The following is a 22,955-nucleotide window of genomic DNA, read 5'->3' on the forward strand; positions in this document are numbered from 1 at the left end:
ATATTCAAGCCGATATTCGACATCTGTTCCGTCCCCATCCGAACGGTCGCATACCGCCTCCAGCTGAGCCACGACTCCGGCCTCCAGCTGAGCGCGTAGCACCGTTACGCGACTAGGAGGCCATCATGGTTGCAATCGCCTACACCGACATCACGGCTCCGGCCCCGCGTACCATCAGCGCGCCGAAGAAGCTGGACCGCCGTCCTGCCGCACCTACCTCGGACCCGCTGGTCGACATGACCAGCCGGTTGCTCAGTGGTCCGCTGCACCAGATGTACGCACTCCTGTGGCGCGTCGGAGTGCTGACCGTCAGCGACTGAGGCAGGCGGCGTCTAGACGTCTTCTAGAGCCTCGCCGAGCTGTTCGAGAACCTCGCTGCGGTGGTTGCTGGCCAGAATGTGGCCGGCAGCCACCGCCACGGCCACCGGCCAGTCGATGATCTCGAAAGCCGCCAGCAGCGCCAACCCGCCGTAATAGGCCAATTGCTCAGGCCGCGGCACCGTCACCTTGCCGAACAGCGGCAATTCAACGGCGAATCCCTCTGCCTCGCGAATGTGGGCAACTGCCTCTCGCTGAGATGCGCTGCGCCGCGGCTTGTCCGCCATCATGAGCCTCCTGGTGGCGACGGGTCGCCGGATGATCGAGCCGCGACCGTTCCGCGGCGAGAGTCAGTGTCCCCATTGTGCACAAGGCGCAACCGCGGCGCCGGGTGACCGTTGGATGATGCCTGTGGGCGGCCCGGTTGGCGCGGCCCGGGAACGATGAACTCCTTCGGCTTGGCCGTGTCGTCCTGCGACCCCGACAACAGTCGCGGCACCACGGCTGCGCCGACGGTGGCCACCGTCGCCGTACCCAGGGCCTGGGCCCAGCCCAGCGGCCCGATCGGCGTGCAGCCCAGCAGCTGGCTGATACCGGGGATGGTGATCAACGTCCCCATCACGCCCAGCGAGCCGACAGCGGTCGCCACCACCAGCGGATCGCGCGAATCCAGCAGCGTCTGCCCCAGCTGAGTAGCGACCAGCGACACCAACGCCACTGTCGAGGCCCGCTGCTGGCGCCCGGTGACCGAAGCCAGCCCCCAGGCCCCCACCGCGGCCGACGCCGTCGTCACGCCGCGCACGGCCACCGTGCGCCACAGCGCGCGCTCGTCGGGACCGTGCCCACCGGCGGCGGCCTGCTCGTTGAGCGAACTGACCGCCAGCGCGGTGGCCGGCAGCGCGTCGGTCAGCATGTTGACCAGCAGCAGCTGGCGCGCGTTCAGCGGCGAGCGCCCCGTCAGCGCGCTCCCGATGATCGCGAATGCCACCTCGCCGGCGTTGCCGCCCAGCAGCACCGCCACCGCGGCCTGCACCCGCTGCCACAGCTCGCGGCCTTCGTCCAGCGCATCGAGAAGGGTGTCGACCCGCTCGTCGAGCAGCACCACGTCGGCAGCGGTGCTGGCCGATTCGCTGCCGTGCGCCACCACCGCGATCCCGACCGTGGCGGCCCGGATCGCCGCGGCGTCGTTGGCGCCGTCGCCGACCATCGCCGACACCTTGCCGGTGCGCTCCAGGGTCTGGACGATCTGCACCTTGTTCTCCGGAGACATCCGGGCGAACACCACCCGATCGGCTACCGCTTGTTCTTGGCCCTTGCGGGACAACGCATCCCACTGCGCACCACTGATCACCTGGTCGCTGTCGACCTCCAGGCCCAGCTCCCGGGCGATTGCGGTGGCGGTCAACGGGTGGTCGCCGGTGATGAGCCGCACCGGGATCTGGCGACGCTTGAGATCGGCGAGCAGCTCGGCCGCCTCGTCGCGCGGGGTGTCGGACAACCCGAGCAGACCGACGAATGTCAGTCCCTCGCGGCAGAACTCGGCGATCTCCTCGGGTTCGGGGTCCTCGCCCAGCGCGGTGAGTTGCGCGGAAGTCAGCTCCCGGCGGGCCACCGCGATCACTCGCAGGCCGTCGCCGGCCAAGGCGGCCACCGACTGCCTGACGGCTGGGCCGGCCCCGGTGCACGCCAGCACCATCTCCGGGGCGCCCTTGAGGGTCAGTTCGGTTCCCCGTATCGACGCCGAGAACGGGCGCCCGGAGCGGAACGGCAGGTGCGCGGCAAGCCCGGCCGGCGCCGACGCGCCGGCCGCGTCAGCGCCCTCCACGATGGCGGTGTCGGTGGCGTGCACCTGGCGGGTGCCGTTGGACACCGGCGCCGCGCTTGCGGCGAAGCGCAGCACGTCGTGGTCGGTAAAACCGGCTGCCGGGTGCACTTGCGACACCCGAAGCCGGTTCTTGCTCAGGGTGCCGGTCTTGTCGAAGCAGACCACGTCGACGCGGCCGAGGGCCTCCACTGAACGTGGCACCCGCACCAGCACCCCGGCCTTGGTCAACCGCCGGGCCGAAGACTGCTGGGACAGGGTGGCCACCAAAGGAAGCCCCTCGGGGATGGCCGCGACGCTGACCGCGATCCCGCTGGCCACCGCCTGACGCAACCCGGTCCGGCGGGCCATGCCCAGGCCGGTCACCAGTGCACCACCGGCCAGGCTGATCCGCCAGGCCTTACTGGTGAGCAGGCTCAGCTGATGCTGCAACCCGATCGCGGACTGGTCGCCGGCCACCAGTTCGGCCGCCCGGCGCCCGTGGGTGTCGCCGCCGGTGGCGGTCACCAGCGCCACCGCGGTCCCGGTCACCACGGTGGTCCCGGCGTAGACCATGCATTCGCGGTCGGCCAGATCGGCGCCCGGGGTGGCCTCAACCTGCTTGACCACCGTCAGCGACTCACCGGTCAACGACGACTCGTCGACCTCCAGATCGATCGCTTCGATCAGCCGCCCGTCGGCGGGCACCACCTCATGGGCATGCACCTCGATCACATCGCCGGGAAGCAGCTCCTCGGCCGGGATTTCGCAGTGACTGCCGTCGGGCAGGACCTTGCGTGCCGGCGGAATCTGTTCGTTCAGCAGCACGCTGAGCCGGCGCTCGGCGATGAGTCGCTGTGCGGCGGCCAGCATCGCGTTGCCGCCCAGCACCGAACCGACCAGGATCGCGTCGACGGGTGAACCCAGGACCGCGCTGGCCGCGGCCCCCAGTGCCAGCACCGGCGTGATCGGGTCGGAAAGCTCACTGCGCACGGCCTGGGCGAATTGCCGCAGTAAGCGCGGCGGCGCGGTTGCCTGCGCCCCGCGGCGGGCCAGATCCACCGCCGCCAGCGCAGCCGCCGCGGCCGGCGCATGGTGGGTCGTGGTCGGCTCTTCGGACTCCGGCGGCGGCAACACCGCCCGCACCTGGTCGACCGACATCGCGTGCCACTCGTGCACCGCGGCCGGTCGAGGTACCGCGGCATCCACGGCACGGCGCGCCAGCCAGTACCCCGACAGTGCGCCGGCCGCCGCGCCCGTGGTCACGGGGCCCGGCCCGCTGCCACGGACCCCGGGCAGCATCAGCAGTGAGCCCAACGCGGTAGCGCCGGTAGCGATCTCGACGCCACGGTGGCTGGCGGAGCGGGCGGCCGGCAAGGCATGCAGCACCCGCCACGCGGCAGCCAGGTCGGTCAGCAAGACATCGGCGCACCAGGGCGGGACGCCCTGTCCCAGCATGCCCAGCGCGACGTCGGCCGCGGCCAGCGCGTCGACGGCAACCGCGGACAGCACCGCGACGTCATGGCCTTCGGCCTGATAGGCGGTGACCGCGGCGGCGAGCGCCTGGTCTACCGGGACACCGTCCAGGGGCCGGATCTCGTCGAAGACCGGCCGCAGCTCTCCGAGTGCATCGGCCTCCACCGAGACCACCTCGACGTCGGCGCGGCGCGCCTCGGTCACCACCGCGGCGGCCAGCGGTAGGAGCGCGGGCTGGAACGACGCCTGCACACCGGAGCGCGGCCCGATGCGGTGCCATCCCGGTGTGAGGTCGGCGTCGGCCAGTCGAGCCTGGGCCTGCGCCCACACGGCGCGCAGTTCGTCGTCGTCGGCGCCGCGCACCTGCATCACGCGCAACGCCTCACCGCACAGCACGCGCGGATCGATGATCACGGTGTCGACGCGGTCGAGCTCACGCAGGCTGCCCGGCCGCAGCACCACCGTGCCGTGCTGATCGGCCAGACCGCGGCCCAGGGTGGCGGCGAACGATTCGCGGGCGGTGCGGGTGGCCTTCGGTGCGGTCACCGCGGCGGCCGTGCCGGCCAGATCCGGATTCCGGGTCGCGGCGCCGATCACCCCGGCGCCGACGACTTGCGCCCAGGCGCTGCGGGTCAGGTGGCGCTCCACCGGACCCGGCGGTCGTGGCGCCGGCCGCTCCGGAACGGTCACCGGCGGATGATCGGCGTGCTGGGCGAGCTCCGGCTCGTGACGGCGCCAGGCCCGTGCCTCGGCGCGTTCTTCCCCGGCGCGCATCGCCTCCACCGACAAGTCCACCGCCAGCGTGGTCGGCGCGGTGTTGAGGGTGTGCACGCCGGCGCTGGCCAGTGCCAGCAGCGCATCGGTTGCCTGCTTGCCGATGCGGTCCTCCAGCAGTCGGCGCACTCGAGGCTGGTAGTCGATGACGACGACGCCGGCTTCCAGGCCGAGCGGCAGGCCCGGCAGGCGCAGCAATCGGCCCACCGTCGCCGCGCCCAAGCCGACGATGTTGGCCCCGACAGTCAAGGCGCGCAGCGTCTCTGTCATCCCATCGCCGGGCAGGCTCACGGGGGCATGACCGTGGGATTCCGCCCGAATCCGATCCGTGCGGTACTGGCTTTCGATGTCGGCCACCACCTGGCACAGGTCGCGGACAGAGACGACGTCGGCGGCGGCTGAGTCGAGCCCGACCACCAGGCGCGACAGTGGGTGGTTCAGGCGGACCGAGATCACCCCGGGCAGTGCGCGGGCAGCGTCTAGGACGGCGGTCGCCAGCTCGTCAGCCGCGGGGCCGTCGAGGCCACGGATCTCGACCCAGGCCCGTCCCTCACCGCGGAAGCAGCGGCGGGACAGCACCGGGCCCCCGTCGCCGTTCGGCAGAACCGCGCCGGCTACCCCGGCAGCGGTCTGGACTGAGGCATCGATCAGCGCTGAGGTCAGTTGGACACCGAAATTCGCTGCGCGCAGCGGCCATGAGCGGCGGACGGCACGCAGCGGAGAGTCTAAATTCACTCGGTACCCGACTAGTGGCGGGTACGGGTGCGGGTGCTGCTGGCGCCGCTGCGTGACTGGCGTGCCGCCGTCTTCTTCGGCTGCGCGCTGCGACGCGACGACGTCGACGAGCTCGCCGACTTCACCGGCTTGGTCGCCTTCGCCGGCGGCGCCGCCTTGAGCGGCCGCACCGACGCAGCGGGGGCCTTGGCCGGCGCCTTGCTGTCATCGGACCGGCTGGTCAGTTGCTTGAGCACCAGTGCGGTGCCGCCCACCGCGACCAGCACGGGCCACTCGACCAGTCCGGTCACGCCGAGGGCACCCAGGGTCAGCGCGGCCGCGGGAGTCGAGTGGCTGCCGGTGCGCAGCCCACGCTGCACGCCGCCGGCCGCCCCTTTGACGCCGCCGATTACCCCGTTGACTGCGGCCCCGCCGATCGCTCCGGCTGCCTCAGTTGTCATGGTGACCGCGCGGTTCGCCGCTCCGGCCACCTTTCTTACCGTCCCTGCGACGGCGTTCATGGGAATTCCCTGCCCTTCAAATGAGCAAATTGGATAATCCGCCTATCTTATGCGTGATTTCGAGATCGGTCCGAAATCCACACCGAATTCATAGAACTGCGGGTGAATCAGTCCCGGCGGATCTCGACCAGCACCGGCGCGTGGTCACTCGGTGACTTGCCCTTGCGTTCCTCGCGGACGATCTCGGCGTGCGCGACGCGAGTCGCCAGCGCGGGAGAGCCCAGGATGAAGTCGATGCGCATGCCCTGCTTCTTCGGGAACCGCAGCTGGGTGTAGTCCCAGTAGGTGTAGACGCCGGGGCCGGGTGTAAAGGGCCGCACCACGTCGAGGAACTGCGCGTCGGCCATCGCCTGGAAGGCCAAGCGCTCCGGTTGCGAGACGTGCGTCGCGCCCTCGAAGAACTCCATGCTCCACACGTCGTCGTCCTGGGGAGCGATGTTCCAGTCGCCCACCAGCGCGATCGGCGCCGACGGATCGTCACGCAACCACCCTTCGGCGGTATCGCGCAGCGCCGCAAGCCAATCCAGCTTGTAGGTGTAGTGCGGGTCGTTCAGGGCGCGACCATTGGGCACATACAGGCTCCAGATCCGCACCCCGCCGCAGGTAGCGCCCAGCGCGCGCGCCTCCACGGCGGGATCGGCGTCGGCCTTGGCCCACGCCGGCTGGCCGGGAAACCCGACCTCGATGTCGTCCAGGCCGACCCGCGAGGCGATCGCCACGCCGTTCCACTGGTTCAGCCCGACATGGGCGACCTCGTAGCCCAATTCGTGAAACGGCAGCGCCGGAAACTGGGCGTCGGTGCACTTGGTCTCCTGCATGGCCAGCACGTCGACTTCGGCGCGCGCCAGCCAGTCGGTCACCCGGTCCACCCGAGAGCGGATGGAGTTGACGTTCCAGGTGGCCAGTCGCAGAGCAGTCACGCAGCCACCCTAAAGCTCGTTCGATGGCGCCGACCCGCTGGCCAGCAGCCGGGCATCGATATAGCGGCTGCGGTGCTGGCCTGTGAATCCGATCGCTTCGAAGAACTCGAATGCCCCGGCAGTGGTCGGCACCTGCGCGTAACCGCGGGTGGCACCGCGCTCGGCCCCCCAGGCCTGCAATGCGGCGCCGATCGCCCGCCCGTAGCCCTGCCGACCTCGGTCGGCGGCCACCCGAACCGCCGTCAGCCCCAGCCAGCGGGTCCCGTCCGGGCCCTCGGTGACCGCGCCACGCCCGACCGCCACCCCGGGAATCGAGGCGAAGATCACCTCGCCGTCGACCACCGCGGTCAACACCTCTACCGGCACGTCGTGACCGAACACCGCCAGCCAGTCGGTGTCGGGCTCGGCGGCCATCACCACGTCACCAGCGGACGTGCCGGCAGCGCCCAGGTCGCACACCAGGGTGCGGGTCTCGTATCGCGTCGGGACGTCCTCCGGCAGCCGCAGGAGTCGCTCGGGGACCGCCAGCGTCGGTGGCAGACCCCGCTGCGCGTACCAGTCGATGATCGCCGGGATGGCGTTCGCGTGGGCAAACATGTCGAGGGGCACAGCCGAATTGGCCGCGAGGTCGGCGCCAGGGCCCGCCCGGAGCAACCAGCCGTCCAGCCACTGATACGCACTGCCCGGCCAGGCCAGCGCGGCGGCATGCTCGACGGAACGGATCGCCGAGTTCTTCACCGGCCGGTCGGTCAGCCGGCGCACGTACAGCACGTCGGCGTGCCGGCACTCGTGCACCACCCCGTCGGCCGAGCGGACCCGCACCAGCGGTCCGGCTTGCACCAGATGCCCGATCACATCGCCCATCGGCGGCTCGGAACCCGGGGCGCGCAGGTAGCGCAGACTCACCCGGACGCCGATCTCAGGGAGTTCGGGTGGTGGGGACATAACGGTTCGTCAGTGACCGAACGGATCGGGCACGTCACCCGGCATCCAGGACAGGTCGGGCACACCCCAGCCGTTGGCCTTCACCGTCCGTTTCGCGGCGCGGGCGTTCCGGCCCACCAACATGTCCAGGTAGAGCAGCCCATCGAGGTGGCCGGTCTCGTGCTGCAGCATCCGGGCGAACAGCCCGGTGCCCTCCAACGTGACCGGGTTGCCGTCGGCATCCAACCCGGTGACCCGCGCCCACTGCGCCCGACCGGTCGGAAACGATTCGCCGGGCACCGACAGGCAGCCCTCGTCGTCCTCGTCGGGGTCGGGCATGGTCTCGGGACGTTCGGAGGTCTCCAGGACCGGGTTGACCACCACACCACGGCGCCGCGTGGTGGAGCGGCGGTCGTCGGCGCAGTCGTAGACGAAGACCCGCAGCCCCACGCCAATCTGATTGGCGGCCAAGCCGACGCCGTTAGCGGCGTCCATGGTCTCGTACATCGAGGTGATCAGCTCACCGAGGTCAGCCGGCAACGAGCCGTCAGCGGCGACGGGCACCGGGCTGGTCGGAGTGTGCAGGACGGGATCGCCCACAATGCGGATGGGTAGGACGGCCATGACCGCAAATCTTAGGTGGGCGGTTTAGCGAGGCTCGACGGAGGAGAGGCGAAGCTGGAACCGCCGGGTTGATGGCCGGTGGGCGTCAAGTGCAGCGGCCACGGCGACGCGCGGGGCGGGCTCCCGGTTCAACACAGCCTGCCGTGATTCAATATTCGCTCAGAACACTCCGCCGAAAACAACCGAACGTTTGCAGCGAGAGAACTTTCCGGAAGGGTCCAGGAATCGATATGGACGGCGCCATGGCGCAGGCGAATCGCTCAGGGGACGATTCGGAACCCGCAGACGGTCTGAGCCGTCGCGAACACGACATCCTGTCCTTCGAACGCGACTGGTGGAAATACGCCGGCGCCAAGGAAGAGGCCATCAAGGAACGCTTCGCGCTGTCTGCGACCCGGTACTACCAGGTCCTCAACGCGCTCGTCGACCGGCCAGAGGCCCTGGCGGCCGACCCGATGCTGGTCAAGCGGCTGCGCAGGCTGCGGTCCAGTCGCCAGAAGGCGCGTGCCGCGCGCCGGCTCGGTTTCGACATCACCTGATTGCCTGACACCTTGATTGCCGGGCGTTTTTAGGTCATGGCGCGCTCCTCGATACAGTGGGCGCAATGAACGACCACGTTCCTGACTCCTCTCGACTCCCGCTGCGGGCGATGGTGATGGTGCTGCTGTTCTTGGGCACCGTCTTCCTGCTGGTCGGGTTTCAAGCCCTCGGATCGTCGAGCACCGACGACGACGCCGACCACTCGACGACCGCCAAGCCCGTCACCACGACCTCGGCGCCGGCCAAACCCGAACGCCCGGCCCACAAGTCCGACGTGCGGGTCTTCAACATCTCTGAACAGGCGGGGCTGGCCGGGCACACCGCTGACCGGCTGCGCGAAGCCGGCTGGAACGTGACCGAGATCGGGAACCTCGAGCTGCCCGAGGTCACCCAGACCACCGTTTACTTCAGCGACGCCGAGGGCGAGCAGGACGCGGCTCATTCGGTGGCCCAGGTGCTGGGAGCCGCCGTCGAGCCGCGCATCCCCGACGTGGCCGAGCAACCACCGGGCGTCATCGTGGTGGTCGCGGGTTAAGCTCCTCGCATGGTCACAGGTCACCGCAGAGCTCTCACCGCCGTCTTCTTCGCCACCCCGGCCATGCTGCTGGCGGCGTGCAGTCCCAACCAGCTGCCTTCCGACGCGCCCGGTACCACGCCGGCCATTTGGACCGGGTCGGCGGCGCCGTCGGCCACCGAGTCCGAATCGGGTGGCTCGGGCGGCTCGGACAATCTCGTCGCGCACCTGACGACCCCCGACGGCGGCCAGGTCGCCACCGCGACGTTCGAGTTCAGCAAGTCCGGCGGCAAGGAGTTCGCCACCGTGACCGTGCGGACCACCAGTAGCGGGGTGCTGTCGCCCGGTTTCCACGGCCTGCACATCCACGCCGTCGGTAAGTGCGAAGCAGAGTCGGTGGCCCCCACCGGCGGCGCGCCCGGCGCCTTCCTGTCGGCCGGTGGACACTTCCAGGCGCCCGGCCACAACGAGCACCCGCAGAGTGGCGACCTGACGTCGCTGCAGGTGCGCTCCGACGGCACTGGGCTGTTGGTCACCACCACCGACTCGTTCACCAAAGCTGAACTGCTGGCCGGCGACGGGACCTCGATCATCGTCCACGCCGACGACGACAACTTCGCCAACATTCCGGCGGACCGCTACACCCAGGTCAACGGCACGCCCGGCCCGGACCAGACCACGCTGACCACCGGAGATGCCGGAAAGCGGATTGCGTGTGGTGTCATCGGCGCAGGATAGTCCGCCGAACTGGGCTTCATCGAGGTCGGAAGCCCGAATCGAGTTCGCTCGCAGCGCCCGCCCCACCATCGGCGTGGAATGGGAGCTGGCTCTTGTCGATGCCCAGACGCGTGATCTGAGCAACGAAGCCAGCGCGGTCTTGTCCGAGCTTGGCGAGAACCCGCGTGTGCACAAGGAATTGCTGCGCAACACCGTCGAGCTTGTCACGGGTATCTGCGACAACACCGGCGAGGCCATCGAGGATCTGCGTCAGACGCTGACCACGACCCGGCCGATCGTGCATGCCCGGGGCATGGAGCTGTTCGGCGCGGGTACCCACCCGTTCGCGCGGTGGTCGGCGCAGAAGCTGACCGACGCGCCGCGCTACGCCGAGCTGATCAAACGCACCCAGTGGTGGGGACGGCAGATGTTGATCTGGGGAGTGCACGTCCACGTCGGTGTCTCCTCGTCCTACAAGGTGATGCCGATCATCTCGTCGCTGCTGCAGCACTATCCGCACCTGCTGGCGTTGTCGGCGTCGTCGCCGTGGTGGGACGGCCACGACACGGGTTACGCCAGCAACCGCGCGATGATGTTTCAGCAGTTGCCCACCGCGGGGCTGCCCTTCCAATTCCAGACTTGGGAAGAGTTCGAGGGTTTCGTCTACGACCAGAAGAAGACCGGGATCATCGATCACACCAACGAGATTCGTTGGGACATCCGGCCATCACCACATCTGGGCACCATCGAAGTGCGGGTCTGTGACGGGGTGTCCAACCTGCGCGAGCTGGGCGCCCTGGTGGCGCTGACGCACTGCCTGATCGTCGATCTGGACCGACGGCTGGAAGCCGACGAATCCCTGCCCACCATGCCGCCCTGGCATGTGCAGGAGAACAAGTGGCGCGCGGCCCGCTACGGGTTGGACGCCGAGATCATCCTCGATGCCGACAGCAACGAGCGGCTGGTCACCGAGGACCTCGATGAGCTGCTCAACCGGCTGGAACCGGTCGCCGCGCGACTGCACTGCGCCGACGAGTTGGCCGCTGTCGCCGACATCTATCGCACGGGCGCGTCGTATCAGCGCCAGCGCCGGGTCGCCGAGGAACACGACGGCGATCTGCGTGCCGTGGTCGATGCACTGGTGGGCGAGCTCGATATCTCGTGATGGAACTGCCGATGTTCCCGCTGGAGTGGGTGTTGCTGCCCGGCGAGGAACTGTCGCTGCGGATCTTCGAGTTGCGCTACACGGTGTTGGTCGGCGATCTGATGCGCAGCGGCGACCCGCGTTTCGGGGTGGTGTTGATCGCGCGTGGCCGGGAGGTGGGCGGTGGTGAGCAGCGCAACGATGTCGGCGCGATGGCCAGCATCACCCAGTGCACCGAACTCGGGGCAGGCCGGTACGCGTTGCGTTGTCTGACCGGGGAGCGGATCCGGGTGCGTGAATGGCTCGCCGACGATCCCTACCCGCGGGCGATCACCGAGGTGTGGCCCGACGAGCCGTCAGAACCGGTGAGTGACAAGCAGTTCAGTGCACTCGAAGACCGCATTGTCGCGCTGCACAAGCGAATGGCCCAAGCCCAGCGACGGTGGGTGATGCCGGGGCGCAACAGCCTGCTGGGTGGCCGGCGGCTGCGCTCGCTGGATCCGGTGCAGCGGCTGTACTCGCTGGCCTGCCGGGTCCCGATGGGGGAGGCCGACCGCTACGCGGTGCTGGCAGCGCCGTCGCTGTCCGACCGCTTGGCGGCGTTGCACGAGGCGATCGAGACCGTTTCGGCGCGAGTCGAATTCGACATCCCTCGTTGACTCTGTGTCCAGGGCGGCAAAGTGCGAGTAGCTACCGCCCTGGACGCAGAGTCAATGCATCATTTCAGCATGCTGCCGGCATCGACGGTGACCGGAAGCCCAGTGATGTAACGGGATTCGTCTGAGGCCAGGAACAACACGGCGTTGCTGATGTCCACCGGCTCGACCCAGCCGATCGGCAGCGTGTGCATGAACTGCGCGACCGCCTTGAGGTCGTCGGGGCCGGGGTTCTCGAGGTCCGGTCGGAACAGTTTCATCGTCCCCTCGTTCATGAACATCGGCGTGTTCACGTTGGTGGGGTGCACCGAGTTGACCCGGATGGAATGTTGCCCGAGCTCGACGGCGAAGCTGCGCATCAGGCCGACGACGCCATGCTTGGCCGCGATGTAGTGGCCGGTGTGCGGGTAGGCCTTGAGGCCGCCTACCGAGCTGGTCAGGATGATCGAGCCGCCCTGCCCAGCCGAAAGTAGGTGTGGTACCGCGGCTTTCACCGTCTTCCACACGCCCGAGAGGTTGACGTCGATCATGTCGGTCCAGTCGGCTTCAGACGTCTTGTCCAGGGTAGCGCCGCCGTTTCCGATCCCGGCGTTGGCGACGATGATGTCCAGCCGGCCTAACTGTTCGACGCCGCTGTTCACCGCGGCCGCCAGCGCGTCGAAGTCACGTACGTCGACTTCGGCGCTGACGATGCGCCGGCCCAATCCCTTGACGAGGTCCACGGTTTGGGCCAGATCGTCGGGTGTCGACGGAGCGATGGGACTGTCGGCACTGATCGGCCCGCAGATGTCGACGGCGATGATGTCGGCGCCCTCTTGCGCAAGCCGTTCGGCGTGACTGCGGCCCTGGCCGCGTGCCGCACCGGTGATGAAGGCGACTTTGCCTTCGACTCTTCCGCTCATATCCGCACCTCCGAATAATTGGTCGATCGATCAGCAACGGTGGCAACGGTGACACCAATCAGGTGGGGTTGTCAACAGTCGTCGCGGCGGCGCGGGTTAGGAGGCGGCGGGCGGCGGTGCCAGCCGGCCCAGTTGCCGATCGATCAGTGCGCGCAGTTCATCGTGCCCTTGAGTGACGCCGACGGCGCTCTCGTTGCACAGGTTGCGCGCGGTTTGGGCGATCAGGATCGAGATCGCGATCGGGGGGTATTCCTCCAGGTCGACGCCGTTGGCGCGCAGCGCCACCGTGACGGCTGCGGTCTCGATATCGCGCACTCGCTCGGCATAGGCCTTGAGTTCGGTCCGAATGGCCTTGCGATGATTGGCCAGTGCCATGAACTCGGTATTTAGGCTGGTCATGCGGGTATCGCTATTGATCGTCCATAGTGTGCGCAGCGGATCGTCGTCGGTCAGGGCGGCGCGCATCCGGTCCAGCGCGACGTCGGCGCCGGCCCGCAGCACCTCGACGAACAGGTCATCCATGGTGGGGAAGTAGTAGTAGACCAGGGCTTGGCGCACGCCGGCCTCAGCGGCGACCCGCCGCGAGGTCGCGGCGGCATAGCCTTCGTCGCGCATCAATCGTGCCGTCGCCTCGATCAGGCGGCGTCGGGTGGCGTTGTCGGTTGATTTGGCTTTGCGCGGAGCCGCCATTCAGGCCGGCCCGGGGTTGCAATTGCTTGACCGTCCGGCGCCGCGCGTGGTAGGCATGACCCATTCTAGCAATTTGATCGATCGATCAGCGCGACGAGGTCGCGGGGCGAGCGAAGGGCGTATCGGGTGATGGTGGATCTCGCGGCGGTGGACTACTTCTCCGACCAAGCCGTCACCCAAGATCCCTACGATTACTACGAATACCTGCGTGGGTGCGGGCCGGTGTTCGCCGAGCCGCATCACGGCGTCGTTGCCGTCACCGGCTACGACGAGGTGCTCGCCGCCTTCAAAGACCATGACTCATTCTCTGCGGTGAATGCCATCGGCGGGCCGTTTCCCCCACTGCCGTTCGAGCCCGAGGGCGACGACATCACCGAACAGATCGAGGCGCACCGGCACGAATTTCCGATCTTCGAGCACGTCGTGGTGATGGATCCGCCGGCGCACACCCGGGCCCGCTCGCTGCTGAGCGGGCTGCTGACCCCTAAGCGGCTGAAGGAGAACGAGGAGTTCATCTGGAAGCTGACCGATACGCAGCTCGACGAATTCATCGGGACGGGCCGCTGCGAGTTCCTGTTCGACTACGCCAAACCCTATGCAACCCTGGCCATCACCGATCTGCTCGGGGTTCCTGAGGAGGATCGCGCCGAGTTCCGCAGCGCGCTGGGTGCTGGGCATCAGGAGGGGCAACACGTCGGCTCCCTCGACGGCACACCAGTGGGGCTCAATCCCCTGCAATACCTCGATGAAAAGTTCAGCGGCTACCTCACCGAGCGGAGGCGGGAGCCTCGTGGCGACGTTCTCAGTACCCTGGCCGCCGCGACCTACCCCGACGGTTCCACGCCGGAACTGCTGGAGGTGGTTCGCCCGGCCACCTTCCTGTTCGGTGCCGGTCAGGAGACCGTCACCAAGCTGCTGGGGGCGGCGGTGCAAACCCTGGGTGATCAACCAGAGTTCCAGCAGACGCTGCGCGACAACCCCGCACTGATCCCGGCCTTCATTGAGGAGGCGCTGCGCATCCAGAGTCCCACCAAGATTGACTTTCGGCTCGCCCGTAAGACCACCACGCTGGGCGGGGTGCCGATCAAAGCCGGCACCGTACTGATGCTGTGTCTGGGTGCGGCGAACCGGGATCCGCGCAAGTTCGCCAACCCCGACGAGTTCCGTCTGGACCGCAAGAACGTGCGTGAGCACATCGCCTTCGGTCGTGGCATCCACACCTGCGCCGGCGCTCCGCTGGCCCGGGTCGAGGGTCGCATCACGATTCACCGGATGCTGGACCGGATGCGTGACCTCAGGATCAGCGAGGCCCATCACGGGCCCGCCGGACAGCGACGCTACTCCTACGAGCCCACCTTCCTGCTGCGCGGGCTCACAGAGCTGCACATCGAATTCGACCCGGTGGGCTAGCCCTCTGCGGCCCACTCCTGCGTAACGCGCTGCTTCTGCTCCTCGATCACCTGCATCAGCCGCGATGCTTTCGCCCAGCCGTAATAGGCGCCGAAATGCAGTGCAACCTCGTCCATCTCGTCGAACGAGATGTCCCTGCTCTTCAGTGCGGCATAGACGTGGCTGAGGATCGGGTACGGCGCGTCCTGAAACGCCACACACGCCACGGTCACCAGGCGCCGCTGTTTGCGGCCCAGCCCAGGCCGCAGCCACATCTCACCGAACACGAAATTCAGAATGCCCGCACCCGAATACGGGTCGTCTCGTACCGGGGCGAAGGGCAGGCAGTTGACGTCGCGGAAGGCCTGCTCGCCGGTCTGTAGTCGCGCCTCGGGGTCATTCGGCGTGGTCAGCGGCAGCAGCGGAGCCGCAGGCGGAACCGGCTCGCCTCGGTCGCCATGGATGCGGGCCCACTGCTCGTCGACGATCATGTTGAACAGTGATGCCTTGGGCCAGCCCGAATACACGGCGAAATGCAGGACGGTCTCTCGCATCTCCTCGATCGTCACGTCGCCGTTGATCAGGGCGGCGTAGATGTGGTCACGCAACGGCTGCTCGGTGTCGGCGGCGGCGACGCATGGCAGCGCGACGAACCACCGATCCCGGCGACCCAATCCTGGCCGTTGCCAGACCTGCGCGAACACGAAATCCAGCAGGGTTGCCGCGGCGGTCGTGGTGTCGGCGGGCACCGGCAGCTTCAGCAGCTCGGCGAAGGCGTGGGCACCGCGCCCCGCCTCACCGCAGGGTGACGCCGGCATCGACTTTGAATTCCAGCCCGGTCACGTGCCGGGACTCGTCGGAGACCAAGAACAGCACCGCGTTGCTGACATCGCGCGCCTCGGTCATCACGATCGGCAAGGCGTTGCTGAAGATCGGGGCCAGATCGGGGCGGGTTTCGGCCAGCAGCCCGTGCAGCCCGTCCGGGCGCATCCCGGTCTCCACCCCGGTGGGATGCACGGTGTTGACCCGAACATTTACCGCGGCAAGCTCATTGGCCAGCGCCCGACTCATGCCGACGACACCGTGCTTGGAGGCGGTATAGGGCGTGTGCAACGGGCTGCCCTTCAGCCCGGCCACCGAGCTGATGTTGACCAGGCTGCCGCCGTGGGAAACCAGATGCGGCAGCGCCGCCGCACAGGTATTCCACGTGCCGATCAGGTTCACATCGACCACGGTGCGCCACTGCGCCGAGGTGGTGGTGTCCCAGGTCCCCGCGGTGATCACGCCGGCATTGGCGATCGAGGCGTCCAGGCCGCCCAACTGGGCGACACCCTCGTCTACTGCGGCGGCCAGGGCCGCGGCGTCACGCACGTCCACCACGCGGGTGACGGCGCGGCGGCCAAGCTGTCGCACCAAATCAGCGGTCTCGTCGAGATCGTCGATCGTGGCCAGCGGATAGTCGACCTCGGGCAGAGATGCGCAGACGTCGACCAGGATCAGGTCGGCGCCCTCCTCGGCCAGCCGCACCGCGTGACTGCGCCCCATTCCCCGTGCCGCTCCGGTGACCAACACCTTCTTGCCGATGACCCGCCCGCTCATAGCTTGTTGCAGAACCCTGCGTCGACGGGCAGCGTCACCCCGGTGACGTACTTGCCGGCGTCGGACACCAGGTAGGCGATGGCGGCGCTGATGTCCTCGGGCTCGAGCAACTGCACCGGCAGTGGATTCTGCAGGTGTGGCCCGCCGCCGGGATAGTTCTCGAGGAACTCGGTCATCGCCGGGTTGACCGCCATCATGGTGTTCACTCCGGTCGGGTGCACGCTGTTGACCCGAATACTGTGCGGGGCCAGAGCATTGGCTAGCGTGCGCATCAGGCCCACGATGCCGTGCTTGGAGGCGGCGTAGCCAAGGCCGCCGCCTTGCATGCCGCCGAATCCGATCAGCCCGGCAGTCGAGCTGGTGAACACGATCGAGCCGCCCCGATTGCCGGCGATCAGGTGCCCAATCGCGGCCTTCGCGGTGTGGAACGCGCCGACGAGATTGACGTCGAGCACCTCGGTCCACAACTGCAGATCTTCGTCGTCGGTCAGCTCGCGAAACGCCATCGTCGCGATACCCGCGTTGACGCAGACGATGTCGAGGCGGCCGAAGTGCTCCACGCCGGCATCCAGTGCTGCCTTCAGGGCCGGAAAGTCGCGGACGTCGGCAATCGAGGCGAGCATCTTGCCGCCCTGGGCTTCCACCAAGGCCACGGTCTCGTCGAGCTCTTCGGCCGAGCCCATCGGATAGCCGGTGGAAGAGATATCGGCACAGATATCGACCCCGATGATGTCGGCGCCCTCGGCGGCGAGCTGCACCGCATGGCTGCGGCCCTGCCCACGCGCAACGCCGGTGATGAACGCAACCTGCCCATTCAGTGAACCCATGCGGGCTACGGTAACCTGGTTACTCAACGGCGGCAAGGAGTTTTTAGTGGACAGTGCGGAAGACCGGATCTTGGCCATCGTGGTCGAGATCCTGGAGACCGAGGGCTATGAAGCGGTCCAGCTGCGTGAGGTGGCCCGCCGCGCCCGGATGTCACTGGCGACCATCTACAAGCGTTATGCAACCCGCGACGAACTGATCTTGGCGGCGCTGGACAGCTGGATGCAGCAGAACCGCTACTCGGGTATCGCGCCGCATGCACGCGAGCCAGGCGAATCCATCTATGCGGCGCTGATGAGCTTGTACCGCACCATCTTCGAGCCCTGGGAGCGGCATCCGGCGATGCTGACGGCCTACGTTCGGGCACGGTCGGCCCCCGGCGGTGACGCCTTGGTTCGCCGCGGCCTGGACGTGGTGGGGCCCGCAATGCGGGCGGCCATGTCCGACGTCGACGAAGCCTTCATCGCCGACCTGGACGTCATCATCTCCAACCTGGTGTACGGGTTGTCCGCGCGGTTCGCCGCCGGCGAGATCGCCATCACCGATATGCTGCCCAGCCTGGATCGAGCGCTGTACTGGCTCACCAGCGGATACGAGCAACAGAGCGGCCGCTAGCTGGTGGCGCCTCGACGTACGCTGACGCTATGGCCGACATCGAGTTCACCTCGGTCGCACCGATCATTCCCGTGCGAGACCTCGACGCTGCACTGGACCGCTACCGTCGGCTCGGCTTCACCGTCAACCACTACGGCGGCCCGGCCCGATACGGATTCGCCGATCGCGGACCGGTTTCGTTGCACCTTTCCGAGTGGGCCGAGCACGATCCGCTGCGCACCGCCGCCAGTGTGTACTTCTATGTCGACGACGCCGACGCCCTCTACGCGCAATGGTCGGCGTCGGGCGTGCCGGGGCGCTTCGTCGAACCGGTCGACACCGACTACCAGCTCAGGGAATTCGCCTATATCGACCCCGAAGGCACCTTGCATCGGGTCGGGTCGTCACTGCCGGCGAAGGTCGTCAGCGCCAGCAGGGTGATCGCGGCGCCGGCGAAGCTGATCTTCGACTTCATCGCCGACCCGGCCCGGCAGCCGCGCTGGGACGGCAACGCGAATCTGGCCGAAGCCGCACCCGGCCAACGGGTTCATGCCGTCGGGGATGTCTTCACCATGACGCTGACCATGGGAACGGTCCGGGAGAACCATGTAGTGGAGTTCGAGGAGGGACGCCGTATCGCCTGGCGCCCAGCGGCCCCCGGGTGTGACCCGCCGGGGCACCTGTGGCGGTGGGAGCTCGAGCCGCTCGGGCCGGCGCGCACTCGAGTAACCCACACCTACGATTGGTCGGAGCTGTCCGACCCGAATCGTCTCGCTCGCGCCCGGGCCACCACCGCGGGCAAGCTCGCGGCCTCATTGTCCCGGCTTGCCGCGCTCGTCGAAGTCTCCTGACCTCCGGCATTCCGAGCTCAGCGGTTGTCTGCGAACGAGCGCAGTGCGTCGACCTGTGCGGGATCCAGTGAGGGGCGGATGTTTTCGCGTGCCGTGGCGATGTCGGCCACGGTGACGTCGGCGGCGTCGATACTGCGCCGCATCGCAGTCAGGGCAGCTTCGCGCAGCAGTGCCACACAGTCCGCGGCGCTGTAACCCTCCAGATCCGCGGCCAGCACGTCGAGGTCGACGTCGTCATGCAGCGGAACGGATTTGCCGGACACCCGCAGGATCTGGCGGCGGGCATCGGCATCCGGCGGTTCGACGAATACCAGCTTCTCCAGCCGGCCCGGACGGGTCAGCGCCGGGTCGATCAGCTCGGGCCGGTTGGTGGCACCGACCACCACCACGTCGCGCAGCGGGTTGACGCCGTCAAGCTCGGTGAGCAGCGCGGCCACCACCCGGTCGGTGACCCCGGAATCGAAGCTTTGCCCACGCCGCGGTGCCAGGGCATCGATCTCGTCGAGGAACACCAGCGATGGCGCTGAATCGCGGGCGCGCTGGAACAGATCCCGCACCGCTCGTTCACTGCTGCCCACCCATTTATCCATCAGCTCCGCGCCTTTGACGGAATGCACACTGACGCGACCGGACCCCGCTAGGGCGCGCACCACGAAGGTCTTGCCGCAGCCGGGCGGGCCGTAGAGCAGCACGCCGTGCGGAGGGTCGACGCCTAGGCGGGTGAACGTGTCCGGGTGCTGCAGCGGCCACAGCACCGCTTCGGTCAGTGCCTGCTTGGTGGCGACCATGTCGCCGACGTCGTCGAGGGTGACTGATCCGACGGACACCTCTGCGGCCGCCGAGCGCGACAGCGGCCGGATCACGCTGAGCGCTCCGACCAGGTCCTGCTGGGTGAGCTTCGGGTCCTCATCGTTGTCGCTGGCCCGCGACGCCGCCCGCAGTGCCGCCTCGCGAACCAGTGCGGCGAGGTCTGCGGCCACGAAACCCGGTGTGCGTTCTGCGATCTCACCCAAGGTCAGCTCCGTGGTGGGAACCGAGATGAGTAGGGTTGCCAACAGCGCTGCCCGGGTCGCGCCGTCAGGCAGACTCAGCCGGATCTCGCGATCGCACAATTCGGGCGCCCGCAGTCGAGGATCGACATGGTCCGGAAGTGCCGACGTCGCGATGAACGCCACCCCTTCGGTGGCCACCACATTGCGCAATTCGGCGAGGATCAGCGTCGCCACCGGTTCCGACGGTTCGGGCAGCAGCGTGTCGACATCGGCGATCAGCAGCACCCCGCCGCCGTCGCACACCTGCGTCGCCGCCGACCGCACCGCGGCCAGCCGCTCATCGGCGGCCAGCGCCCCGATTTCGGGACCGTCCAGCTCGATGAGCCGGCGCCCCTCACACACCGCCCGGACCAGGGTCGTCTTACCCACCCCGGCCGGCCCCGATACCAGCACGCCGAGATTCGTCCCCGCACGCAGGGTTTTCAACAGCTGCGGTTCATCGAGCGCGAGCTTGAGCCATTCGGCGAGCTTGGCGGCCTGCGCTTCGCAGCCCTTGAGTTCGTCGATGGCGATGCGGGCCGGGACGGGCGGCTTGGCGACGGTCGTCACCGGTGCGGTGGGGGCGCTACCAAAGGTGACCAGCGAGTTGGGCTGCACACTGACCGGCCCGGCCGGATCCACACCGGTGACCGTCAACAATTCCGAGGTCCAGCTGATGCCGACGGCCGATGCCAATGCGGCGGTGGCCGCCGAGGTGGACGTGCCGGGCCCGAGGTCGCGGGGCAGCAGGGAGACCGCATCGCCGACGGTCATCACCTTGCCCAGCAACGCCTGGCGCAATGTGGTGGGCGACAACGTCTGGGAGGCCAGCGCTGACCCGCTCAGCGTCACCGAGCGGGCGCCGTAGACGGTCACCGCGGCCACGACGACCTGCGTGCCGTCGCGCAGGCCGGCGTTGGACAGTGTCACGTCGTCGAGCAGCGCCACACCGGCCGGGGCGCCCGGACTCGTCAGCCCCGCTACCGCCGACGTCGTGCGCGAACCGGTCAGCGAGACCGCATCCCACTCCCGGATGCCCAGGGCGGCAACGGCTTCGGGGTGCAGTCGTACCACGCCACGGCGGGCGTCGACGGCGGAGGTGTTGAGTCGGGCGATCAGCGTCAGGTGCCGGGAGGTGTCGACCCGGCGGTCTTCTTCGCGCTCTTGCGTGGAACCCACCCGGACATTATCGGCATAGCACCGGGCGGCCTCCCCGGTAACAGGAGGATCGTCTGCGAACGCTTGAATAGAGCCATGCGGTCCGGCGTGCTGATTTCGGCGATCTGTGCGGTCACCCTGAGTGTCCCGGCCCCGGCCGGGGCCGACGGTGTATCCCCGTTGTCCGACCTGGTGGACGCCGCCGCCCAGCGGCTGCAGGTTGCCGACGACGTGGCGGCGATCAAATGGCAGACCGGCGGCGCCATCGAGGACCCGGCTCGAGTCGGGCAGCAGTTGGCGAAGCTGGCGACCGAGGCCGCTGGGAAAAACCTCGACCCCGACTACGTGCGGCGGATCTTCGCCGACCAGATCGCCGCGACCGAGGCCGCTGAGCACTACCGGTTCGCCCAGTGGAAGCTGGACCCGGCGGCCGCCCCATCCACCGCGCCCGAACTGGCGGTCTCGCGGGCGCGCATCGACGGCTTCAACGAGGTCATGCTGGCCCAGATCGGCCAGCGCTGGGAGCTGCTGCACTCACCGGATTGCGCCGGGGAACTCGGCGAGGCAACCCGAACCGTCAGCGTTACACGCCAGCTCGACGAGTTCTACCGGCGGGCGCTGGAGACGGCGACCCGAGACTACTGCCCGCGGTAGCTCAGCGACCTGGTTTGCGCAGCCGCAGCCGGGCCATCGACTGCCCACTGGGACGTCGGATGCCGCGCCGCACGCCGGGACGGCGGTTCGGCTGCGCCCGGCGGATCGCCCGCCGCGCGGCCCGGCGCTCCTTGGGGGCGTCTTCCCACGCCTCCGGGTGTGCGGCAACCCAGCGCTGGCTGCGGACCGAGAACGGAATGGTGCACAGGTAGGCCCCGATCAGCACCAGCACCAGCACGTAGGGGAACAGGAACGCCGCCGCGGCCACCAGTGCCAGCACCGCCAGCAGCACGGCGGCCAGGTGCGGCGGTACCGAGACGGCGTGCATCTTGCGCATCGGGATTCGGCTGACCAACAGCATCGACGTGCCCACCACCCAGATACAGGTGAACCACTGCGACGTCCACCATCCGTCGCCGAACTCCAGCTTGGCGGCCAACAGGCCCATCAGTGTGATGGCACCGGCCGGGGCGGGCATGCCGACGAAGAACTCCCGGGTGTAGGCCGGCAGGGTGGCGTCGTCGAGCAGGGTGTTGAACCGGGCCAGCCGCAGCACCACGCACACCGCATACAGCAGCACCACGATCCAGCCCGCCGGCTGTGTCGACAGCAGCGTCACATAGATCACCACCGCGGGAGCCACCCCGAAGTCGACGGCGTCGGCCAGCGAATCGATCTCGGCGCCCATCCGCGACTCCGCGTCCAGGATGCGTGCCACCCGGCCGTCCAGGCCGTCGAGGATGGCGGCGGCGGCGATCAGGGCCATCGCGAGGTGCGGCTGCCCATCCAGCGCGTACTTGATCGAGGTCAGTCCGGCGCAGATCGCCAGCACCGTCATGGAACTGGGCAGAATGTGCAGGCCCACCGGGCCCCGGCTGCGGGCCTGCTGGGCAGGAGTGGTCATGACAGGTCGGCCAGGACGGTCTCGCCGGCGACCATGCGCTGGCCGACGCCGACCAGCGGCTGCGTCCCGACCGGCAGGTACACGTCGAGGCGTGAACCGAAGCGGATCAAGCCGTAGGTATCGCCGATCGCCAGATGGTCACCGGGGCGGGTTTCGCAGAGGATCCGCCGCGCCACCAGCCCGGCGACCTGCACGGCGATCACCTCGGCGCCGTCGGCGGTGCGGATCCGCACACTGTTGCGCTCGTTGTCTTCGGCGGCTTCGGCGCGGTCGGCGGAGCCGAACCGGCCGGCCCGGTGCAGCACCTCGATCACCTCACCGGCGACCGGAGCCCGCTGCACGTGCGCGTCGAACACCGACATGAAGATGCTCACCCGCGGCAACGGCGTATCGGGGAGATCCAGCTCCGGTGGTGGCGGTGCCGAGTCGACCAGGCAGACCACGCCATCGGCGGGGGCCACCACCACACCGGGACGGGTCGGTGGCACCCGGTGTGGATGCCGGAAGAACCCGGCGCAGGCGCCCGCAGCCAGCAACCCGGCGCCGCGCAGCCAAGGCTGCTTGCGGCCCAGCAGCGCCACGCCCAGCGCACTGCCGACGAACGGCAGCCCGGCGCTGTGCATCGGCGGCACCGTCGAGCGCACCAGCTCGATCAGGTGCCGAAGACCGCCGGGATCATCTGCTGCGCGGGGGCGTCTGGCCATTGGGCCATCTT

24 protein-coding genes and 1 pseudogene are annotated in these 22,955 nt (G+C 68.6%); 11 read left to right on the plus strand and 14 right to left on the minus strand.

Annotated elements, in window-relative coordinates:
- The first annotated feature begins 125 nt into the window (after positions 1 to 125).
- Entirely contained in the window at positions 126 to 320 is a 195-nt protein-coding gene (locus tag ACKY0X_RS02070; RefSeq protein WP_409428118.1) for an Rv1535 family protein, read from the plus strand.
- A gap of 12 nt (positions 321 to 332) precedes the next feature.
- Here the strand turns inward: ACKY0X_RS02070 and ACKY0X_RS02075 are convergent, their stop codons facing one another.
- The 6 genes from ACKY0X_RS02075 to ACKY0X_RS02100 form a co-directional block, all read right to left on the minus strand.
- Entirely contained in the window at positions 333 to 608 is a 276-nt protein-coding gene (locus tag ACKY0X_RS02075) for a hypothetical protein (RefSeq protein WP_024440124.1), read from the minus strand.
- Complete coding sequence (locus tag ACKY0X_RS02080; protein WP_409428119.1) at positions 605 to 5,104, minus strand: HAD-IC family P-type ATPase; 4,500 nt, start codon at positions 5,102 to 5,104, stop codon at positions 605 to 607. Before ACKY0X_RS02080 ends, ACKY0X_RS02075 begins: the two co-directional genes overlap by 4 nt.
- Positions 5,105 to 5,115: 11 nt before the next feature.
- Positions 5,116 to 5,604 (minus strand): hypothetical protein, encoded by a 489-nt coding sequence (locus ACKY0X_RS02085; RefSeq protein ID WP_065041519.1) that lies wholly within the window; start codon positions 5,602 to 5,604, stop codon positions 5,116 to 5,118.
- 107 nt (positions 5,605 to 5,711) lie between these two features.
- The gene (locus ACKY0X_RS02090) at positions 5,712 to 6,515 is read right to left on the minus strand and encodes an exodeoxyribonuclease III (RefSeq protein ID WP_409429469.1); all 804 of its coding nucleotides are present in this window, start codon (positions 6,513 to 6,515) and stop codon (positions 5,712 to 5,714) included.
- 18 nt (positions 6,516 to 6,533) lie between these two features.
- Positions 6,534 to 7,469 (minus strand): N-acetyltransferase family protein, encoded by a 936-nt coding sequence (locus ACKY0X_RS02095; RefSeq protein WP_409428120.1) that lies wholly within the window; start codon positions 7,467 to 7,469, stop codon positions 6,534 to 6,536.
- 9 nt (positions 7,470 to 7,478) lie between these two features.
- A complete protein-coding gene (locus ACKY0X_RS02100) occupies positions 7,479 to 8,072 on the minus strand; it encodes a peptide deformylase (RefSeq protein ID WP_046286988.1) in 594 nt (197 codons plus the stop codon).
- Positions 8,073 to 8,302: 230 nt separating this feature from the next.
- Here ACKY0X_RS02100 and ACKY0X_RS02105 point away from each other — a divergent pair, with 230 nt between their 5' ends.
- From ACKY0X_RS02105 to ACKY0X_RS02125, 5 genes are all read left to right on the plus strand, one after another.
- Positions 8,303 to 8,611 (plus strand): DUF3263 domain-containing protein, encoded by a 309-nt coding sequence (locus ACKY0X_RS02105; RefSeq protein ID WP_065041516.1) that lies wholly within the window; start codon positions 8,303 to 8,305, stop codon positions 8,609 to 8,611.
- 65 nt (positions 8,612 to 8,676) lie between these two features.
- Positions 8,677 to 9,147, plus strand: a complete 471-nt coding sequence (locus ACKY0X_RS02110) for a LytR C-terminal domain-containing protein (protein ID WP_109413636.1) — start codon at positions 8,677 to 8,679, stop codon at positions 9,145 to 9,147.
- A 9-nt stretch (positions 9,148 to 9,156) separates the two neighbouring features.
- On the plus strand, positions 9,157 to 9,864 hold the full coding sequence (gene sodC, locus ACKY0X_RS02115; protein WP_409428121.1) for a superoxide dismutase[Cu-Zn]: 708 nt from the start codon (positions 9,157 to 9,159) through the stop codon (positions 9,862 to 9,864).
- Positions 9,821 to 11,008 (plus strand): glutamate--cysteine ligase, encoded by a 1,188-nt coding sequence (locus tag ACKY0X_RS02120; protein ID WP_409428122.1) that lies wholly within the window; start codon positions 9,821 to 9,823, stop codon positions 11,006 to 11,008. The genes sodC and ACKY0X_RS02120 overlap by 44 nt, the downstream gene beginning before the upstream one ends.
- Entirely contained in the window at positions 11,008 to 11,646 is a 639-nt protein-coding gene (locus ACKY0X_RS02125; RefSeq protein ID WP_409428123.1) for an LON peptidase substrate-binding domain-containing protein, read from the plus strand. The genes ACKY0X_RS02120 and ACKY0X_RS02125 overlap by 1 nt, the downstream gene beginning before the upstream one ends.
- Before the next feature lie 59 nt (positions 11,647 to 11,705).
- On the opposite strand, the gene ACKY0X_RS02130 is transcribed toward ACKY0X_RS02125, so the two are convergent.
- Together ACKY0X_RS02130 and ACKY0X_RS02135 are read right to left on the minus strand one after the other, a co-directional pair.
- Positions 11,706 to 12,545: a mycofactocin-coupled SDR family oxidoreductase gene (locus ACKY0X_RS02130; protein WP_409428124.1), complete on the minus strand. Its 840-nt coding sequence runs from the start codon at positions 12,543 to 12,545 to the stop codon at positions 11,706 to 11,708.
- A gap of 96 nt (positions 12,546 to 12,641) precedes the next feature.
- Positions 12,642 to 13,235, minus strand: coding sequence for a TetR/AcrR family transcriptional regulator (locus ACKY0X_RS02135; protein WP_409428125.1), 594 nt, complete (start codon positions 13,233 to 13,235; stop codon positions 12,642 to 12,644).
- Between the two features lie 129 nt (positions 13,236 to 13,364).
- Between ACKY0X_RS02135 and ACKY0X_RS02140 the strand changes: the two genes are divergently transcribed.
- Positions 13,365 to 14,645, plus strand: coding sequence for a cytochrome P450 (locus tag ACKY0X_RS02140; RefSeq protein ID WP_409429470.1), 1,281 nt, complete (start codon positions 13,365 to 13,367; stop codon positions 14,643 to 14,645).
- On the opposite strand, the gene ACKY0X_RS02145 is transcribed toward ACKY0X_RS02140, so the two are convergent.
- The 3 genes from ACKY0X_RS02145 to ACKY0X_RS02155 are packed head-to-tail and all read right to left on the minus strand — an operon-like array spanning position 14,642 to position 17,050.
- Positions 14,642 to 15,442, minus strand: coding sequence for a carboxymuconolactone decarboxylase family protein (locus ACKY0X_RS02145; protein WP_409428126.1), 801 nt, complete (start codon positions 15,440 to 15,442; stop codon positions 14,642 to 14,644). The genes ACKY0X_RS02140 and ACKY0X_RS02145 overlap by 4 nt on opposite strands.
- The gene (locus ACKY0X_RS02150) at positions 15,420 to 16,223 is read right to left on the minus strand and encodes a mycofactocin-coupled SDR family oxidoreductase (RefSeq protein ID WP_409428127.1); all 804 of its coding nucleotides are present in this window, start codon (positions 16,221 to 16,223) and stop codon (positions 15,420 to 15,422) included. Before ACKY0X_RS02150 ends, ACKY0X_RS02145 begins: the two co-directional genes overlap by 23 nt.
- Positions 16,220 to 17,050, minus strand: coding sequence for a mycofactocin-coupled SDR family oxidoreductase (locus ACKY0X_RS02155; RefSeq protein WP_409428128.1), 831 nt, complete (start codon positions 17,048 to 17,050; stop codon positions 16,220 to 16,222). Before ACKY0X_RS02155 ends, ACKY0X_RS02150 begins: the two co-directional genes overlap by 4 nt.
- A 46-nt stretch (positions 17,051 to 17,096) precedes the next feature.
- Here ACKY0X_RS02155 and ACKY0X_RS02160 point away from each other — a divergent pair, with 46 nt between their 5' ends.
- The 3 genes and pseudogenes from ACKY0X_RS02160 to ACKY0X_RS02170 all read left to right on the plus strand — a co-directional run bounded on the left by ACKY0X_RS02160 (position 17,097) and on the right by ACKY0X_RS02170 (position 18,493).
- Positions 17,097 to 17,663, plus strand: a complete 567-nt coding sequence (locus ACKY0X_RS02160; protein WP_409428129.1) for a TetR family transcriptional regulator — start codon at positions 17,097 to 17,099, stop codon at positions 17,661 to 17,663.
- Positions 17,664 to 17,701: 38 nt separating this feature from the next.
- A pseudogene (locus ACKY0X_RS02165) lies at positions 17,702 to 18,046 on the plus strand (bleomycin resistance protein); the annotation flags it as partial.
- Positions 18,047 to 18,049: 3 nt separating this feature from the next.
- Positions 18,050 to 18,493 (plus strand): SRPBCC family protein, encoded by a 444-nt coding sequence (locus ACKY0X_RS02170; protein WP_409429471.1) that lies wholly within the window; start codon positions 18,050 to 18,052, stop codon positions 18,491 to 18,493.
- A 17-nt stretch (positions 18,494 to 18,510) separates the two neighbouring features.
- Here ACKY0X_RS02170 and ACKY0X_RS02175 read toward each other — a convergent pair whose 3' ends face one another.
- On the minus strand, positions 18,511 to 20,703 hold the full coding sequence (locus ACKY0X_RS02175) for an AAA family ATPase (RefSeq protein ID WP_409428130.1): 2,193 nt from the start codon (positions 20,701 to 20,703) through the stop codon (positions 18,511 to 18,513).
- A 75-nt stretch (positions 20,704 to 20,778) separates the two neighbouring features.
- On the opposite strand from ACKY0X_RS02175, the gene ACKY0X_RS02180 reads away from it, so the two are divergent.
- Entirely contained in the window at positions 20,779 to 21,336 is a 558-nt protein-coding gene (locus tag ACKY0X_RS02180; RefSeq protein WP_409428131.1) for a chorismate mutase, read from the plus strand.
- Between the two features lies 1 nt (position 21,337).
- Here ACKY0X_RS02180 and pssA read toward each other — a convergent pair whose 3' ends face one another.
- Both pssA and ACKY0X_RS02190 read right to left on the minus strand, forming a co-directional pair.
- A complete protein-coding gene (gene pssA / locus ACKY0X_RS02185) occupies positions 21,338 to 22,240 on the minus strand; it encodes a CDP-diacylglycerol--serine O-phosphatidyltransferase (RefSeq protein WP_046283103.1) in 903 nt (300 codons plus the stop codon).
- Positions 22,237 to 22,944, minus strand: coding sequence for a phosphatidylserine decarboxylase (locus tag ACKY0X_RS02190; protein WP_409428132.1), 708 nt, complete (start codon positions 22,942 to 22,944; stop codon positions 22,237 to 22,239). Before ACKY0X_RS02190 ends, pssA begins: the two co-directional genes overlap by 4 nt.
- Positions 22,945 to 22,955: the final 11 nt, after the last annotated feature.

Origin of the sequence: Mycobacterium sp. SMC-11, from assembly GCF_046250095.1 — a bacterium.
In the GTDB taxonomy this organism is placed as follows: Bacteria; Actinomycetota; Actinomycetes; order Mycobacteriales; family Mycobacteriaceae; genus Mycobacterium; species Mycobacterium heraklionense_A.

Excerpts from the sequence above, each read along its gene's own strand:
- ACKY0X_RS02070 (WP_409428118.1), top strand. The coding sequence starts at position 126 with ATGGTTGCAATCGCCTACACCGACATCACGGCTCCGGCCCCGCGTACC.
- ACKY0X_RS02075 (WP_024440124.1), bottom strand. The coding sequence starts at position 608 with ATGATGGCGGACAAGCCGCGGCGCAGCGCATCTCAGCGAGAGGCAGTT.
- ACKY0X_RS02085 (WP_065041519.1), bottom strand. The coding sequence starts at position 5,604 with ATGAACGCCGTCGCAGGGACGGTAAGAAAGGTGGCCGGAGCGGCGAAC.
- ACKY0X_RS02095 (WP_409428120.1), bottom strand. The coding sequence starts at position 7,469 with ATGTCCCCACCACCCGAACTCCCTGAGATCGGCGTCCGGGTGAGTCTG.
- ACKY0X_RS02100 (WP_046286988.1), bottom strand. The coding sequence starts at position 8,072 with ATGGCCGTCCTACCCATCCGCATTGTGGGCGATCCCGTCCTGCACACT.
- ACKY0X_RS02105 (WP_065041516.1), top strand. The coding sequence starts at position 8,303 with ATGGACGGCGCCATGGCGCAGGCGAATCGCTCAGGGGACGATTCGGAA.
- ACKY0X_RS02110 (WP_109413636.1), top strand. The coding sequence starts at position 8,677 with ATGAACGACCACGTTCCTGACTCCTCTCGACTCCCGCTGCGGGCGATG.
- sodC (WP_409428121.1), top strand. The coding sequence starts at position 9,157 with ATGGTCACAGGTCACCGCAGAGCTCTCACCGCCGTCTTCTTCGCCACC.
- ACKY0X_RS02120 (WP_409428122.1), top strand. The coding sequence starts at position 9,821 with ATGCCGGAAAGCGGATTGCGTGTGGTGTCATCGGCGCAGGATAGTCCG.
- ACKY0X_RS02125 (WP_409428123.1), top strand. The coding sequence starts at position 11,008 with ATGGAACTGCCGATGTTCCCGCTGGAGTGGGTGTTGCTGCCCGGCGAG.
- ACKY0X_RS02130 (WP_409428124.1), bottom strand. The coding sequence starts at position 12,545 with ATGAGCGGAAGAGTCGAAGGCAAAGTCGCCTTCATCACCGGTGCGGCA.
- ACKY0X_RS02135 (WP_409428125.1), bottom strand. The coding sequence starts at position 13,235 with ATGGCGGCTCCGCGCAAAGCCAAATCAACCGACAACGCCACCCGACGC.
- ACKY0X_RS02140 (WP_409429470.1), top strand. The coding sequence starts at position 13,365 with ATGGTGGATCTCGCGGCGGTGGACTACTTCTCCGACCAAGCCGTCACC.
- ACKY0X_RS02145 (WP_409428126.1), bottom strand. The coding sequence starts at position 15,442 with ATGCCGGCGTCACCCTGCGGTGAGGCGGGGCGCGGTGCCCACGCCTTC.
- ACKY0X_RS02150 (WP_409428127.1), bottom strand. The coding sequence starts at position 16,223 with ATGAGCGGGCGGGTCATCGGCAAGAAGGTGTTGGTCACCGGAGCGGCA.
- ACKY0X_RS02155 (WP_409428128.1), bottom strand. The coding sequence starts at position 17,050 with ATGGGTTCACTGAATGGGCAGGTTGCGTTCATCACCGGCGTTGCGCGT.
- ACKY0X_RS02180 (WP_409428131.1), top strand. The coding sequence starts at position 20,779 with ATGCGGTCCGGCGTGCTGATTTCGGCGATCTGTGCGGTCACCCTGAGT.
- pssA (WP_046283103.1), bottom strand. The coding sequence starts at position 22,240 with ATGACCACTCCTGCCCAGCAGGCCCGCAGCCGGGGCCCGGTGGGCCTG.
- ACKY0X_RS02190 (WP_409428132.1), bottom strand. The coding sequence starts at position 22,944 with ATGGCCAGACGCCCCCGCGCAGCAGATGATCCCGGCGGTCTTCGGCAC.